General features: G+C 47.8%; 14 protein-coding genes, 1 tRNA gene and 1 pseudogene. 8 read left to right on the top strand and 8 right to left on the bottom strand.

Annotated elements, in window-relative coordinates; all coding sequences use genetic code 11:
* The first annotated feature begins 62 nt into the window (after positions 1-62).
* The gene (locus AXFE_RS03195; protein WP_052604447.1) at positions 63-614 is read left to right on the top strand and encodes a COG4315 family predicted lipoprotein; all 552 of its coding nucleotides are present in this window, start codon (positions 63-65) and stop codon (positions 612-614) included.
* Positions 615-873: 259 nt separating this feature from the next.
* Here the strand turns inward: AXFE_RS03195 and AXFE_RS03190 are convergent, their stop codons facing one another.
* From AXFE_RS03190 to AXFE_RS19035, 4 genes are read right to left on the bottom strand one after another with little or no spacing between them, the layout of a single operon-like run.
* Positions 874-1,110: a hypothetical protein gene (locus tag AXFE_RS03190; RefSeq protein ID WP_052604442.1), complete on the bottom strand. Its 237-nt coding sequence runs from the start codon at positions 1,108-1,110 to the stop codon at positions 874-876.
* Between the two features lie 10 nt (positions 1,111-1,120).
* A complete protein-coding gene (locus tag AXFE_RS03185) occupies positions 1,121-1,336 on the bottom strand; it encodes a hypothetical protein (RefSeq protein WP_052604446.1) in 216 nt (71 codons plus the stop codon).
* Positions 1,337-1,391: 55 nt separating this feature from the next.
* Positions 1,392-2,069, bottom strand: a complete 678-nt coding sequence (locus tag AXFE_RS03180; protein ID WP_160291710.1) for a transposase — start codon at positions 2,067-2,069, stop codon at positions 1,392-1,394.
* The gene (locus tag AXFE_RS19035) at positions 2,029-2,262 is read right to left on the bottom strand and encodes a hypothetical protein (RefSeq protein ID WP_052604444.1); all 234 of its coding nucleotides are present in this window, start codon (positions 2,260-2,262) and stop codon (positions 2,029-2,031) included. The genes AXFE_RS03180 and AXFE_RS19035 overlap by 41 nt, the downstream gene beginning before the upstream one ends.
* 430 nt (positions 2,263-2,692) lie before the next feature.
* Between AXFE_RS19035 and AXFE_RS03170 the strand changes: the two are divergent.
* Positions 2,693-4,363, top strand: a pseudogene (locus AXFE_RS03170) (ATP-binding protein).
* A 671-nt stretch (positions 4,364-5,034) separates the two neighbouring features.
* Here AXFE_RS03170 and AXFE_RS03165 read toward each other — a convergent pair.
* Together AXFE_RS03165 and AXFE_RS03160 are read right to left on the bottom strand one after the other, a co-directional pair.
* A complete protein-coding gene (locus AXFE_RS03165) occupies positions 5,035-5,271 on the bottom strand; it encodes a hypothetical protein (RefSeq protein WP_052604442.1) in 237 nt (78 codons plus the stop codon).
* 60 nt (positions 5,272-5,331) lie between these two features.
* Positions 5,332-6,438: an IS1380 family transposase gene (locus tag AXFE_RS03160; protein ID WP_052604440.1), complete on the bottom strand. Its 1,107-nt coding sequence runs from the start codon at positions 6,436-6,438 to the stop codon at positions 5,332-5,334.
* Positions 6,439-7,047: 609 nt separating this feature from the next.
* Between AXFE_RS03160 and AXFE_RS03150 the strand changes: the two genes are divergently transcribed.
* Both AXFE_RS03150 and AXFE_RS03145 read left to right on the top strand, forming a co-directional pair.
* The gene (locus AXFE_RS03150; protein WP_052604438.1) at positions 7,048-8,361 is read left to right on the top strand and encodes a histidine--tRNA ligase; all 1,314 of its coding nucleotides are present in this window, start codon (positions 7,048-7,050) and stop codon (positions 8,359-8,361) included.
* A gap of 304 nt (positions 8,362-8,665) precedes the next feature.
* Positions 8,666-9,592 (top strand): cation diffusion facilitator family transporter, encoded by a 927-nt coding sequence (locus tag AXFE_RS03145; RefSeq protein WP_052604437.1) that lies wholly within the window; start codon positions 8,666-8,668, stop codon positions 9,590-9,592.
* Positions 9,593-9,787: 195 nt separating this feature from the next.
* Here AXFE_RS03145 and AXFE_RS03140 read toward each other — a convergent pair.
* Positions 9,788-9,874: transfer RNA gene (locus AXFE_RS03140), tRNA-Ser, on the bottom strand.
* Positions 9,875-9,888: 14 nt separating this feature from the next.
* Complete coding sequence (pheA, locus tag AXFE_RS03135; RefSeq protein ID WP_052604436.1) at positions 9,889-10,824, bottom strand: prephenate dehydratase; 936 nt, start codon at positions 10,822-10,824, stop codon at positions 9,889-9,891.
* 582 nt (positions 10,825-11,406) lie between these two features.
* On the opposite strand from pheA, the gene larB reads away from it, so the two are divergent.
* The 4 genes from larB to AXFE_RS03110 form a co-directional block, all read left to right on the top strand.
* Positions 11,407-12,135, top strand: coding sequence for a nickel pincer cofactor biosynthesis protein LarB (gene larB, locus AXFE_RS03125; RefSeq protein ID WP_052604434.1), 729 nt, complete (start codon positions 11,407-11,409; stop codon positions 12,133-12,135).
* A complete protein-coding gene (gene larC / locus AXFE_RS03120) occupies positions 12,132-13,385 on the top strand; it encodes a nickel pincer cofactor biosynthesis protein LarC (protein WP_152625834.1) in 1,254 nt (417 codons plus the stop codon). The genes larB and larC overlap by 4 nt, the downstream gene beginning before the upstream one ends.
* A 54-nt stretch (positions 13,386-13,439) precedes the next feature.
* Positions 13,440-14,375, top strand: coding sequence for an aldo/keto reductase (locus AXFE_RS03115; RefSeq protein WP_082058443.1), 936 nt, complete (start codon positions 13,440-13,442; stop codon positions 14,373-14,375).
* A gap of 147 nt (positions 14,376-14,522) precedes the next feature.
* The coding region (locus AXFE_RS03110; RefSeq protein WP_052604432.1) for an IS630 family transposase at positions 14,523-15,390 on the top strand (868 nt) is incomplete at its 3' end.

The following is a 15,390-nucleotide window of genomic DNA, read 5'->3' as shown; positions in this document are numbered from 1 at the left end:
TGAATGAGCTTTGTTATACCTATACAAATCTGTGACTAGAGTCACGTAATTGGAGGTGCGCTATGAAAAGTCGCCGTCTATTTTCCATCGGAGCCCTCTCGAGTGTAGCTTTAGTAGCCGCCTCTTGTGGGTCCTCTTCTAGCAGTGCTACCGGTTCGTCGGTCGCTTCGTCTTCGCCATCTACTAGTGCATATTCAGCATATGGAGCGACTCCATCTACTACGGAGGCCTCTTCTGGGTCATTGGGCTCAGGGGTCAAGTTGACGACCGAATCTTCTAAGTACGGGTCGATCTTGGCACTATCTAGCGGGCAGACTCTCTATATGTTTACTCCTGATTCTGCCACCAAGGCCACCTGTACCTCTTCGGCCTGTTTGAGCGCTTGGCCAGCAGTATCTTCAGTGCATTTAGTAGTAGGTGTGGGTCTTAATAAGACCAAGGTTTCCTTTTTAAAGGAAAGCAACGACTCTTCCCAGGTTGTCTATGGTGGCCATCCGCTATATCGGTTTGCAGGCGATACCTCTCCAGGGGCAACCAACGGCCAAGGAGTCGTTGCTTTTGGAGGAACATGGTACGTTGTCTCGGCTAATGGAACGCCGATAACAACCCCTTAGCCCGAATCCACAGAAATGGACCAGCTTGAGCCCTTCGGTGTGAATCCAAGTCGGTTTTTCGGAACTGATTTAGGTTTGACGGAGGGTCTATGACTCGTAACTGGTTTCAGAGTGCCAAATATGACCCATTCGCTTTGTGATTGAGCATTTTTGGTCATTTTTGAGATTCTGAAATCTCATTTTGGCCATAGTGACCTAATCCCTTGTCTTCTAGAGCAGTTCCTTCAAGTAATATTCAGTGTGTTAGGTAACCAGATGTTCAGGTGATGGCGATCTCAAACTTTCTGATCCGATCAAGAGCTTCTAAGAACTTATCCTTATAGTGCCAGTGTTCTTCAAGATGGAGTATTACTTTTCTAGCTGAACGAGTGATATGTCCTGCGATCTGAAAGTAACACCGTCGAAGCTTTGGTGTGGTGATAACAGTTTCTGCAATAGCACCTATTTGTGCCCGGTTGTGTGCAGTTGCACCGTGCCAGGTTGTGTGCAATTGCACAAATGGCTAATTAGACCAGAGCCAACCAAACGGCATTAGCGTTCATGTATCTGGATGGAACATGATTCCACCCCGAACCTCCTTTGAGATCCTTGATGACTAGTTCGATCTGGGCATGTGCTCGGTGGTCAGCCTCAAGAAAGAGCGTTTCGCCTTGTCGATCGGTAATAAATGCGTGATAGTCATAGTCACTAAATAGTGCCAGCTGAGACCCGGGAGCAGGCATGACCTTTCGTACGATAAGACGAACGTCCTGTCTATCTCTTGCAAATGCGCAATATTTACTGTTTTTGACGGTATTTCACTTCTGCTACATCAGCTCCACCTTCAAGCCAATAAGGAATTGAAGTCCATGTTTCTTCTGGTATGGCTGCAATAACCTGCTTCAATCGTTTTGACATCCGTGTTGTAATGCAAATGCGAACATCACCCGCACTAGCTGCGTCTCTAACGGCTCTTGAGAAGAACCCAGAGTCAAAACGCATGGTTATTTCACCAGTTGCTCCAGCGGCTCTGGCATTGTTGATTACCTGAGTTACAAATTCTCCGGCACCACGAGAGGTATTGGCATTGCCTTCACGTGTCACTATTCCAAGAATGTCACCTGTTTTACCAACAGCTGCTAGGTGTGGGTGATACCCCCTTAGGTTGGTATAACCAAATCCAGCTCCTTCTTTTTTGTTTCCATATACCTGACATATTGTGGAATCAACATCAATGGTGAGTGACTCATCACCTGGACCTGCTCCAGCTAGCCAGGCTCGTTTTAGCAACAAAGCTGCAACTCGTTCAACATCTGCGATGTCACTGGTCTCAAAACTACGCAAGAAGACACCAAACCTAGATGGTGCTGGCATTATCTGACCAAGAATCACTTGCGCATTTGGGCTTTCAAGGATTGCAGTGTCATCAATGCAATCACCACCGGCCAAAATAGATGCGATGCAAGATAGATGCAATGATAGCCATAGCTCTTCTGCCAACATTTGCTCGTCCAGGACGATCCTCTAGGTCAATGTGTAAATCAAAGAGATCCCTAAGGCCAAGTCTCTCAGCAAGGGTGATAGGGAGTATTAACCCACTGTTGGAAACTGCGTTCGAATCGTCAAAGGTGACTATCAAACACTCTAAAGCACTAGTAGATGCTCGCATCTAAAAGGTGCTCCTTGAACTGATGGATTTGAATTGTATTCAAACATCATTCTACCAGTTCAGAGCACCTTTTAGATGTTAAAATCAAAGTCGATCGGCTAAATTTTCGGTGGATCCAGGTTTAGATACGATTGCTCGAACTCTTAGGTTGATCCTGTCTTCCAGTAAGTCCTGGGTTGGTGCTACCAGTTGTCCTACTCATTGTCTTTATCGCGAAATGTATCTATCTCACGCGAGCATTATAGGGTTGTAGCTTTATGTTGATGGTAATGGCTGCTTTCCGCCCCTCGAGTCTTTAAAAAAGGACGGCTCCTGGCATTATGGGTGGTTAATATATAAAAATGGAACTGGGTAATTTTGGATGGCGGTTTCAGGAGCGCATCAAAGAGCTGGCTAAGGTACGGATTGGCAACGGAAAGCTAATCTGCGAATGAACACGAGCGAACGGGAAGTCACGAAACTGGTTCAGCAAGGCGAAAATCTTTCGTTGGAGTTCAAGAGCGATGTGAAAGGCTACTCGGATCGCGAGCTGGTGACGGCGGTGGTTTCGTTGGCCAATACGAATGGTGGCGATTTGTTGCTTGGCGTGGAGGATGACGGCACTGTTACGGGGCTGAACTGTAAGCATCTAGATGTTTCGAGTATGCCGTCTCTAATCGCTAACAAAACCAACCCAGCCGTATCTGTGAGAGTCGAGCGATACGACCTTCAGCAAGGGTCCGTCGCGCGTATTTTCGTTGCCAAATCACGAGATTTGGTAGCGACATCCGATGGTCTTGTTGTCAGGAGACGATTGAAACTTGATGGAACGCCTGAAGCAGTGCCATTCTACCCTCATGAATTTATCGGGCACTAATCCTCAATTAGCCTTGTGGATCCTTCAGCCTTGGTACTGGAGGCAATAGAGGTAGGTGACCTCGATTCGTTGCAACGCCGGCGCATTCGCGAAGCTATTAAAAAATACGGGGGTGATCAGTCCTTATTGGCACTGGCGGATAACGAGCTAGATGGTGCACTTGGGCTTTGTCGGGAGACGAAAGGCGGACGGCGACCAACCATAGCTGGTTTGTTGTTGCTAGGGACTGAAGAACTCCTGCGGGCCAATCTGCCGGCCTTTGAGGTTGCCTTTCAGGTGCTGAATGGTACGGATGTAAGAGTGAACGAGTTCTTCCGCAAACCACTTCTGGAGACTTTCGAGGCAGTAGAGCTCCATTTCGAGGCCCGAGTCGAGGAAGAAGAAATTGATGTCGGACTTTTCAGAGTGCCTGTTCCCAATTATGACCGTCGTGCTTTTCGAGAGGCATTCGTCAATGCCTTGGTTCACCGTGACTTCAGCCGCTTGGGCGCAGTGCATGTCAAGATCACGGAAGAAGGGCTCTCAATAAGCAGCCCCGGGGGATTTGTCGAAGGTGTTAACTCGGACAATCTGCTCGTTGCCGATCCTCGTTGCCGCAATCCATTGCTTGCTGACGTGATTAAGCGGATTGGTTTGGCGGAACGCACCGGGCGGGGCATTGACCGTATATATGAAGGAATGCTCCGCTACGGTAGAGGCGCACCCGATTATTCTATGTCTAACGAATTTACGGTTTCTCTGCAGTTGGTCAACTCGGCCGCCGATCTCAATTTCTTCAAGATGGTGATTGATCAAGAGAAAAAGCTGGGAAACATGCCTATTGACTCGCTCATCATCTTATCGCGCCTTAGCAAAGAGGGCCATCTTGCCACCGGCGATCTCGTCCCATCTGTCCAAAAACCGGTGGCCAGCGTGCGTGCAACACTACATAAATTGGTCGAAGTCGGTTTTCTGCAATCCTATGGTACCGGCCGGGGTCAGACCTTTGGCCTTAGCGCAGGCCTGTACTCCAAAGGAAGTAAGAAGTCGGAATATATCCGCCAAGCCAAGTTCAACCCTTTTCAGCAGGAGCAGATGGTCCTCAACTATATCCAAAAGCATGGCAGCATAAAACGGGCGGATGTTATGGACTTGTGTTATCTCAACCAGGACCAAGCCTATAAACTTCTTTCGCGCCTGAAGAAGCAGGATAGGATTGTTCAAATCGGCCTTCGAAAAGGGACTTTTTATGAGCTAGGGCATTAATTAATACGATTAGCGCATATATATGCGCTAATTTATACGCCAGCGCGTAAATGCGCGTATAACTAGGATTGAGCCAGGGTCAGAATCGCCGTGGGCTTTCGATTGTGGAACCAGATTAGACGAGCATTGGTGTCGAAAATAGCAGATCCGCCAATCCAAGTTCAACCCTTTTCAGCAGGAGCAGATGGTCCTCAACTATATCCAAGAGCATGACACCATAAAAGGGTGTCAACGGCTATTAGAAAATGCATGGATATGGCCATGTCCATGCATGCAGGATGACTGCCTAGCGTGACGGCGACTCTCGGTTCCAAGGGAACCGAGAGTCGCCGTCACATGGAACCGAGAGTGGCTTCACTTTTTGCGAAAAAAGAAGGATGAAGGCTCTTATCGACGGTCACGTTGGATTTAACCTGAATTCATAGAAATGGACCAGCTTGAGCCCTTCGGTGTGAATCCAAGTCGGTTTTTGGGAACTGATTTAGGTTTGACGGAGGGTCTATGACTCGTAACTGGTTTCAGAGTGCCAAATATGACCTATTCCCTTTGTGATTGAGCCTTTTTGGTCATTTTTGAGATTCTGAAATCTCATTTTGGCCATAGTGACCTAATCCCTTGTCTTCTAGAGCAGTTGTTTCAAGTAATATTCAGTGTGTTAGGTAACCAGATGTTCAGGTGATGGCGATCTCAAACTTTCTGATCCGATCAAGAGCCTCTAAGAACTTATCCTTATAGTGCCAGTGTTCTTCAAGATGGAGTATTACTTTTCTAGCTGAGCGAGTGATATGTCCTGCGATCTGAAAGTAACACCGTCGAAGCTTTGGTGTGGTTATTACAGTTTCTGCAATAGCACCTATTTGTGCCCGGTTGTGTGCAGTTGCACCGTGCCAGGTTGTGTGCAATTGCACCGTGCCAGGTTGTGTGCAGTTGCACCGTGCCAGGTTGTGTGCAATTGCACCAATGGCTAATTAGACCAGAGCCAACCAAACGGCATTAGCGTTCATGCATCTGGATGGAACATGATTCCATCCCGAACCTCCTTTGAGATCCTTGATGACTAGTTCGATCTGGGCATGTGCTCGGTGATCAGCCTCAAGGAAAAGCGTTTCGCCTTGTCGATCGGTAATAAATGCGTGATAGTCATAGTCACTAAATAGTGCCAGCTGAGACCCTGGAGTAGGCTTGACCCTTCGTACGATAAGACGAACGTCTTGTCTATCTCTTGCAAATGCGCGATATTTCACTTCTGCTACATCAGCTCCACCTTCAAGCCAATAAGGAATTGAAGTCCATGTTTCTTCTGGTATGGCTGCAATAACCTGCTTCAATCGTTTTGACATCCGTGTTGTAATGCAAATGCGAACATCACCCGCACTAGCTGCGTCTCTAACGGCTCTTGAGTAGAACCCAGAGTCAAAACGCATGGTTATTTCACCAGTTGCTCCAGCGGCTCTCGCATTGTTGATTACCTGAGTTACAAACTCTCCGGCACCACGGGCGGTATTGGCATTGCCTTCACGTGTCACTATTCCAAGAATGTCACCTGTTTTACCAACAGCTGCTAGGTGTGGGTGATACCCCCTTACTTTGGTATAACCAAATCCAGCTCCTTCTTTTTTGTTTCCATATACCTGACATATCGTGGAATCAACATCAATGGTGAGTGACTCATCACCTGGACCTGCTCCAGCTAGCCAGGCTCGTTTTAGCAACAAAGCTGCAACTCGTTCAACATCTGCGATGTCACTGGTCTCAAAACTACGCAAGAAGACACCAAGAGTGGATGGTGCTGGCATTATCTGACCAAGAATCACTTGCGCATTTGGGCTTTCAAGGATTGCAGTGTCATTAACGCAATCACCACCGGCCAAGATAGATGCAATGATAGCCATAGCTCTTCTGCCAGCATTTGCTCGTCCAGGACGATCCTCTAGGTCAATGTGAGAATCAAAGAGATCCCTAAGGCCAAGTCTCTCAGCAAGGGTGATAGGAAGTATTAACCCACTGTTGGAAACTGCGTTCGAATCGTCAAAGGTGACTATCAAACACTCTAAAGCACTAGCAGATGCTCGCATCTAAAAGGTGCTCCTTGAACTGATAGATTTGAATTGTCTTTAAACATCATTCAACATGTTCAGAGCACCTTTTCTATGCCAAAATCAAAGTTGAGCGGCTAAATTTTCGGTGGATCCAGGCTTAAGGGCAATTATGCCAACGGAAGCTTTCTGACTAAGTCGGCGGGCGCTATGGTTAGATCTAGCAGAGGGCTCAATGTTGGATGAGAGCTAGCTTCCAAGGCGAGTTTTCCCGGTCGGCCTTGTGATTTTTGGAATAACAGACCCCGATGTTCCTTCAATGGCGTCTTTGTGGAGAGGAAGACAAGTCTTTGCAAAAAAGGTTGTTAAAATCCCAAATGGTCATGCGAGTAAGGACAAGAGTAAAGACAAGACTTGATCTAGGGTCGCACCTAGAGGTTTGACATTGTGAGAGCCTTTAGTTGATTGGGTATTCGTCCAACTGGGTCGCAATTTTATTATTGATTTAAGAGCATAACTTTGATTGTTGTCATCTCCCATGCGATCGCGAACGCCAGCGTCGATTGAAATGTGGTCCTTTGTCTCATGGATTTTTATCAAATTGCTACTATCTTGACTTGTAGATAATTTTTGAGCTGAGGTTATATTTTGGTCAAGGTTGACACATCTCCAGCACGTGGCATGCGTGATCTTTTGCCGAGCGAGGTCGAAAGTCGATCCAAAATTGCGGAGGTAATTCTTAGAACATACCGTGAGCATGGATTTAATCAAATAGAGACTCCAGCGGTGGAAAACCTTGAAAGATTGATCGGTTCGGGCGGCGGAGATAATGAAAAGCTTGTCTTTAAGATCTTAAAGCGCGGCGAAAAGCTAAATGACCTAAGTGACGAAGCGTCTTTAGCTGATTTGGGTCTACGGTTCGACCTCACAGTTCCTCTCGCCCGATATTATGCCCAAAACTTCTCAAAGTTGCCATCGGTCTTTCGATCGATCCAGATTGGCCCAGTTTGGCGAGCCGAGCGGCCACAAAAGGGGAGATTTCGACAGTTTGTTCAGTGTGATATCGACATAATTGCCGAGCCTAATGTGACGGCTGAACTCGAGTTGATTTCCACCTCTTTAATCGCTACGTCGCGACTAGGCATCAATGATTTAACTCTTCGATATAACCATAGAAAGTTCTTGGATCAGCTTCTGCCCTGGAGCGGTGTGGCGCAAGGGTTGATCGGAGCCGCCTTGATTATCTTGGATAAGCTCGACAAGATTGGGGCCGATGGAGTCTCGCGCGAACTCATAGAGTTGGGCGTAGATGAAGCGGCGACCTCTAAGTTGGTTTCTACCCTGTTGGAGATCTCCACAAGCGACGCGTTGCCCCATGGTCTATTTGAGGAGATGAACCTCTCGGAGGCGGTTCAGTCTGAGATTTCGGCGATCGCAAGTTTAGGCCACAATGGACGTTTCGGCGATGTTAGGTTTTTGTTTGATCCGACTGTAATTCGGGGTATGGGTTATTACACAGGTGCCATCTTTGAGTTAGGAGTCTCTGAGTTTGGCTTTTCGATTGGCGGCGGTGGTCGATACGACAATATGTTGGAGCGCTTCGGACGCCCAGCACCAGCTTGTGGTTTTTCTCTAGGCTTTGAGCGGATAGCGCTCTATCTTTCAGAACAAAAATTTGAGATTCCAGATGTAAAACCGCTAGTTCGAGTACGTTGTGAGAATTGGGCTAGCTATGGCCCTGCAAGTGAATTTGTCGATCGTGCGATAGGAATGGGCGCAACCGCTCAAATTGAAGGCAGTTCTCGTAAGTTGGAGTCGGCGCTTAGAAGCTATCGAAGTGACTATGACGCAAGGGATACAAAGCCGCCCTGGGAGATCTTGATTGAGGTGGCCCAAGATGCAAATCGGGTCCACCGAATCGGTGGTGAGGTCCCGGAATTTGATATTTCCTTTCGGTCATAAGCCGTTAAAGATGAATTTATAGCCTCCAGAGATCCAATGGATAAGACCTCTAATAGGAGATTTTGAGCTAGTTTGTGATTTCTATCTTGTATTTTTATTGGTGACGGCTTTAGCGATCAACCGCTAGAGGAACAGGTGATTTCTACCTCTAGTGCTTATTAGATCAGGGCTAATTGGAGTCTGGGTGAATGAACATATAATTTGACCACTTTTATGAGTTGATTCGATTTCGGTCTTCGATTGCCAACCTGATTGGAAAAGATCGTAAATTTATTGTGAGTTAACTCGGTTAGGCTCATTTGGTGTGTCAGGTTCTTCGCGTCGAACAGTTGTTGTAGCTTTTATCTCCAATCTAGGTATCGTCATCGTAAAGCTGGCTGCGTTTTTGATTACGGGGTCAGCATCGCTATTCTCTGAGGTCTTGCATTCCACGGCGGACACTACAAATCAGGGTTTATTAATGGTGGGCCTTGAACGATCGAAGCGTAAGGGAGATGCTCAGCACCCCTTTGGTTATGCGACCGAGCGTTATCTTGTTGCCTTTGTGGTTGCTATTGTGCTTTTTGGGCTAGGGTGCCTAGCCTCTCTTTATGAGGGTATCACCAAGCTTGTTCACCCCCACCCTGTTGGTTCGCCCCTGGTTGGTTTAGCCGTCTTGGTGGCGAGTCTTTTTTTAGAGGGTCTTTCCTTTCGTAACGCAAAAGGCGAAGCGGCCCATGACCAAAGGGCCAACGAGTCGATCTTCAAATTTGCACATCGAACGAAAGTAGCAGAGATACCACTCGTTCTCTTCGAGGACCTAGGAGCAATCGCTGGACTTTTAATAGCTTTAATTGGGTTGGGCGCAAGTGCAATCACAGGAAATGATCGCTTCGATGCAGCAGGGTCGTTGTTGATCGGAATACTTCTAGGTGCAATTTCGATATTTCTAGGACTGGAAGTTCGGAGCTTGCTGATTGGTGAGTCGGCGGATCCTCTGGTCGAAGAGGCGATCCGAGTCGCAGTTTTGGAGAGTGATCACATAAGACGTGTCATATATTTGATGACGATGCATTTAGGGCCAACCGATCTCCTGGTGGCAATCAAGGTAGCATTTGATGGTGATTTAGCTTTTTCAACGGTGGCCGATGAGATCGACTTGGCCGAAGTGCGTTTGCGTGCCGTGGTACCTTTTGCCCGGTTGGTCTTTGTCGAACCAGATATTTGGCGAGAGAATCAGGACAATAAGTAGTGAGAACTTCTCGTCCCTCGACGATTTTGCCTCAACGAACCTCGATGATGTCTATCGCCAAGTAGTGAGAACTTCTCGTCCCTCGACGATTTTGCCTCAACGAACCTCGATGATGTCTATCGCCTAAAACCCAGGAGTCATGTATCTTTAGATGAAGTATCAACGCCCACCAAAACATAGGTGCTACTAGATAAGTGGCGGAGGGAGTGGGATTCGAACCCACGGATCTTTTGGATCAAAGCATTTCAAGTGCTTCGCATTTGTCCGCTCTGCCATCCCTCCGGAGTACAATCTAATCAAAAACTGCCCTGAATCCTGTCAATTATTTTGTTAATCCATATCCTTGATGGATCGCTAGCGTCACTTTCCAAAGGCAAACCTTTAGGATCTGTCATGTTGGGAAAGCTACCTAGAAACTTTATCTCAGGTAGTTTTCGCTTTAAACTCATGAGTGCGTCAGTCACTATTGGATCGCTCACATGGCCCTCTAGTTCAATGACGAAACAATAGTCTCCAAGGCCTTCCTTCGACGGTCGTGATTCGAGCTTTATTAGGTTTACGGTTCGTGCGTAGAATTCGGCAAGGATTGAAAAAAGAGAACCGGGCGTATCAGAGAGTTGGAAGCATACCAAAGCAGTTTTGTCGTGGCCGGTCGAGGGCGGAATGCCATCTTTTTGGACAAGAAAAAAGCGAGTCTGGTTGCCCTTGTGGTCTTCGATGTTTTCGGCTATTACCGAGAGGTCGTAGATCTTTCCAGAGACTCTTGGGGCGATCGCTCCGATCGCTCCATCGTTCTTTAGAGCCACCATCTTTGCCGCTTCGGCAGTTGATGTGCTTGCATTTGTAACGGCATTTGGAAGGTTGTTAGCGGTGAATTTCCTACATTGACCAAGTGCATGGGGATACGACCAGATCTCTTTGATATCGGATAGCGTTGCGCCCCGAAGTCCCAAAAGTTGAAGGTGGATGTCCAAAATAACTTCTCGAACTATTGTGAGATCGTAATCAAAGACCAGCGAGTCGATCGTGGCTGACACTGTGCCTTCGATGGAGTTTTCAATTGGTACGAACCCTAAGTCGATCGCGCCAGAATTGAGCGCATCTAAGACGGAATCGATAGTGATGAATGGAATCAGTTCGAATCCCAAGAGGTCTTTTTGAGAAAGAAGAGCCTCTTCTGTAAAGGTACCTTCGGGGCCTAGAAATCCCAGTCGCTTATTTGGATAACCCATAGATCTAATTTACCCTAGTGACCATCGATAGGCACGTTCTTTCTCAGAGCAATAGTTGTTACGTCGGTCCAGTTCGATAAGGAGATCTTGGCTTAGCACAGGTGAAATCTAATCAATGGCGCTGTGAACCACAACCACGCGCCACAACCACGCGCCACAACCACGCGCCACAACCACGCGCCACAACCACGCGCCACAACCACGCGTCGTAACCAAGGCAATAGCAGTGGAGTCAATCGGCGCAATGAGATAACGGATGGTTTTTGCTATAGGGGTGATTTGAGCCCTAAGTTAGATGTGGTCGGTCCTTTTCACCCAGGGGCGAGGTTGATATGGTTAGGCTCCAAGATCTATCTTTTTGTTGGTTTTGGTCTTTTGTGGCCACGTGAAGCATTGCGAGCGCAGTGACGTATCTTGTAAGTGACGGATTTAGATCCATTTTGAACCAACGGGAGCGCAATCCCCTTCCGTAAGGGCGGGGAGGTTCACGTTCAATTTGCTAATTCGCATAGCATGATTGAGATAGTTAGACAGCGTGTTGGCTCTATCGATAATTCGAAATTTTATCCAAGTTAGGAAATAATGTCGACAGGTGATTTTGCAGAAGTTGATCATGGCAGGTTTCCCCGAATTGGCCTCCCTGAGGCGATCTATGGCCCAGGTAAGACCGAAAATCAAATAGTTCAGCTGGCCATGGAGATGGACGCACAAGGACAAGGACCGGTTCTAGTTACTAGAGCAAATTCGGCGGCGGTCGCTAGCCTTCTTCGAGCCTTTCCTGGTGCTATGGTCTATCCGGGACGAGATCAGTTTCCAGATGCTCTAGCGACCGTTGTAATTGCAGCTAATGATAATCGGCCCGAGAAGGTTGGAATCGTGACGGCCGGGACGACCGATCTTGTGGTGGCGAATGAAGCGGCCGGTACGCTTAGCGCGTGTGGAATCGGTTTTGATCTGATCTGTGATGTTGGTGTGGCGGGTATTCACCGGTTACTTTCTAAGATCGATCAGATTAGAAAATTTGATGTAGTGATCGTGGTGGCGGGCATGGAAGGTGCTATTACCTCGGTTTTGGGTGGGTTGATCTCTAATCCGATTATCGCGGTTCCCACCTCTACTGGCTATGGAGCCTCTCAGGGTGGCCAAACGGCAATGATGGCGATGTTGGCCTCATGTGCTCCTGGTGTGAGTGTAGTGGGTGTTGACAATGGCTTTGGCGCTGCCTGTGGCGCGATTCGAATAATCAATTTGTTGTCAGCTAAACACCAAGAGCCCCAAGAGGTACCAACAGTTGCGGAGCATCAAAATTGAAGGCCCTTCGGTTGTGGTGTCCGTCGGGACTTTCTGGAGATATGTTCGGTGCCCTCTGCTTTGACCTTGGTTTGGAACCAAAGATCGTCAATGACGCTATTGGCGCCTTGGGGTTGGCGGGTGTTGAGATCATCGTTAAAAAGGTAAAGAAGGGTGACTTTTCAACTACCTCGTTTTCGGTAGTGGCCCAAACGGTGCAACCTCCAAGAGCCTTGGATGATATCCTCAAATTGGTTCAACAAAGCGGTCTATCTCTTGGGGTTATCGAAGGATTCTCAAAAGCCATTATTCGCCTTGGTGAAGTTGAGGCGAAATTGCACGGAGTTGCGCTCGAAGAGGTCGTCTTTCATGAGATCGGTGCTTGGGATACAATTGTTGATCTTTTGGTGGGAGTGATCGCACTCGAGTACTTTGAGGTGGAGGGGGTAATAGTCTCTGACCTCGAAGTAGGGGGAGGGCTAGTTGCCACCTCTCATGGGGTGCTAAATCTGCCATCACCAGCCACTCTGGAACTTATTTCACGCTTTTCCTTCACTCAAGCGGTGAGAGGAAATGAACTTTTGACCCCGACCGGAGCCGCTCTATTATCCGTATTTGCATCTGAGCCATGGCCAAAGATGGCCTTTAGGGCGCAAAAAATCGGATATGGAAGTGGGACGATTCACCTGGAAGATCGTCCCAATATGGTAGTGGGGGCCCTTGGAGAGGCCACTACCCCTGGCCAGAGATACTCCTATGGCCAAGAAATTGCCGTCAGCGGCTCTAAGGCCAAGGGGGATGGTTCGCATGACTATCCTTCTAGCTTTGAAGTTGCCAGCCTGCTTGAGACTAATATCGACGATCAAAGCCCTGAGACTTTGGCTTCAGTTGTTGAATTGCTTATCGCAAAGGGCGCGATTGATGCGTGGGTTAGTCCGATAGTTGCGAAAAAGGCTCGTTCTGGCTCGTTATTTAGCCTGATCTGTAAGGTTGATGAGGCGGATAGGTTCTCCAGAGAGATCTTTGCCTCGTTAGGGACTTTAGGGATTAGGCGTTCTATGGTAGATCGAGAGGTCTTGGCAAGATCCTTTATGCAGGTGGAGCTATATGGAAGGTTGATATCGATAAAGGTAGGACCCTTTGCCTCCAAGATTGAAGCGGACGATCTGTATTCGCTTGCTTTGATCTTGGACAAGCCATTTCTTGAATTGAAGCGAGAGGTCGCTGCGGAGTTTTCTAGATGTCATCCAGGACTGCCTTTTCCAGTTTGAGTTTTTGGAGCGATGGGCACGCAAAGGTGCCGTTCTTAGGTAAGAATAGAAGTTATGAGATTTAGACAACTGGGAAATAGTGGTCTGACAGTGTCAGAGGTCGGCCTTGGCTGCAATAATTTTGGAGTTCGATGCGACTTAGAGACAAGTCGTAGCGTAGTTGATCGTGCCATCGAGCTGGGTATTACATTTTTTGATACGGCTGACATCTATGGAAATCTTGGTGGTTCAGAGACCTTTTTAGGAGAGATCCTCGGCCCACGGCGCGACTCTATCATTTTGGCGACAAAATTTGGAATGTCGATGGAGACGGGCGACATTGCGCGCGGTTCAAGGCGATATATCAATAAGGCATTTGAGGCGAGCCTGCGCCGGCTAAAGACCGACTACATCGACCTCTATCAGATCCATGAGCCAGACCCCAATACCCCTTTGGAAGAGACCATGGCGGCACTAGATGAATTGGTCAAGCAAGGCAAAGTTCGCTATGTGGGATCGTCTAACTTTGCAGGCTGGCAGATCGCATCGTCAGACCATATCGCCCGTGAAAGAAATTACGAGCGTTTTATCTCAGCTCAAAACCACTATTCGCTTTTGCATCGTAAGGTTGAAGATGAGGTGATACCTGCGGCAAAAGCATTTGGAGTTGGGATTCTTCCATATTTCCCGCTTGCCTCAGGACTGCTCACGGGTAAGTTCAAGAGGGGGGCCGAGGCGCAAAAAGGTACAAGGCTTGCCTCTCGTCCAGGTGAGTTTGCGCGGGCTAATTTTGACTTGATTGAGGAGTTAGAGAGCTGTGCCAGTCAATTTGAGATGGAACTGATCGACCTAGCTTTTGGGTGGCTTTTGGCAAATGAGGCAGTTTCGAGCGTTATAGCAGGAGCTACCTCTCCAAAACAGGTAGAGCGAAATGTGAATACCAACAAAATTATCTTGTCCAAATCTCAATATGATGAAGTTGCCACAATCTTGGCAAAGTACTCCAATTGAGCTATAAATTCACCCCCCCCAATGCTCATTAGGTTTTACCTGGTTTGGCGTTGGTGACAAGATCTTTAGCTTTTATTCGCATAACACTCTGAAATGCTCCAATGAGCCCTTTTAATTTCTTGTAAGGTGTGTTAATCTTCTCATGACATGCTTACACCCGAGGAACTCGCCACTATTGAAGCATTCATGGCGAAGACTGAAAACATCGACGAATATAAGCGGGCGCTGGCAGTTCTCACCCTTGAAGATGGGAGTCCCCTCAACAGGACAGGCCTCTCTGTCAAGCATGTACAGCGAATTCGACGGTCATTCCGCAGCATTGGCACTGAGGCATTCAATGACAAGCGCCATAACAACGCTCCGGTACTTCTCTCAAAGTCTCAAAGAGATGAAGTGGCAATCATGCTCACGACTACAACTCCCAATGACCACGGCTATAGCAGTTCCCCGTTTTGGTCAACACGGATCCTGGCTACAGTACTCAAGCGCAGATACGGTGTTCTCTATGCCTCTAGGACTAGCTATTACGTTCTGTTTCGGGAAAGTAAGTTCAGCTTCCATCTGCCGGGCAAACAGTACGAGAAGGCTGATCCACAAGCAGTAGCTGAATGGAAAGACGAGCAGCAAGAACGTCTGAAAGAGGCATTCTCTGATCCAGATACGGTGATTCTCTGTGAAGACGAGATGGTTCTCACTCAGGCGACAACTACTCAGAAAGTGTGGATACCGAAAGGAACCACACCAGCTGTAATTGAGACCAATGGAACCAGAAAGAACCGGAGCATCTATGGGTTTTTGAACCTCAAGACAGGCAAGGAGCATGCATTTGCAACAGAGCGCCAGACTATGCATGAAACAGCGGCCATACTGCTGGCGATCCGCAAGATCTACCCAAGAGAGAAGATTCTGCTTATATGGGATGGGGCAGGATGGCACAGAGGGAGCGTCGCTCAAGAGGCAATTAGGGAGCATCACATCGAAGCAGTCCATTTCCCTCCGTATTCTCCGCAACTCA

This window comes from Acidithrix ferrooxidans, assembly GCF_000949295.1.
Lineage (GTDB): Bacteria > Actinomycetota > Acidimicrobiia > Acidimicrobiales > Acidimicrobiaceae > Acidithrix > Acidithrix ferrooxidans.
Note: the sequence above shows the minus strand (reverse complement) of the source record. Positions and strands in the feature narration are given on the sequence as shown.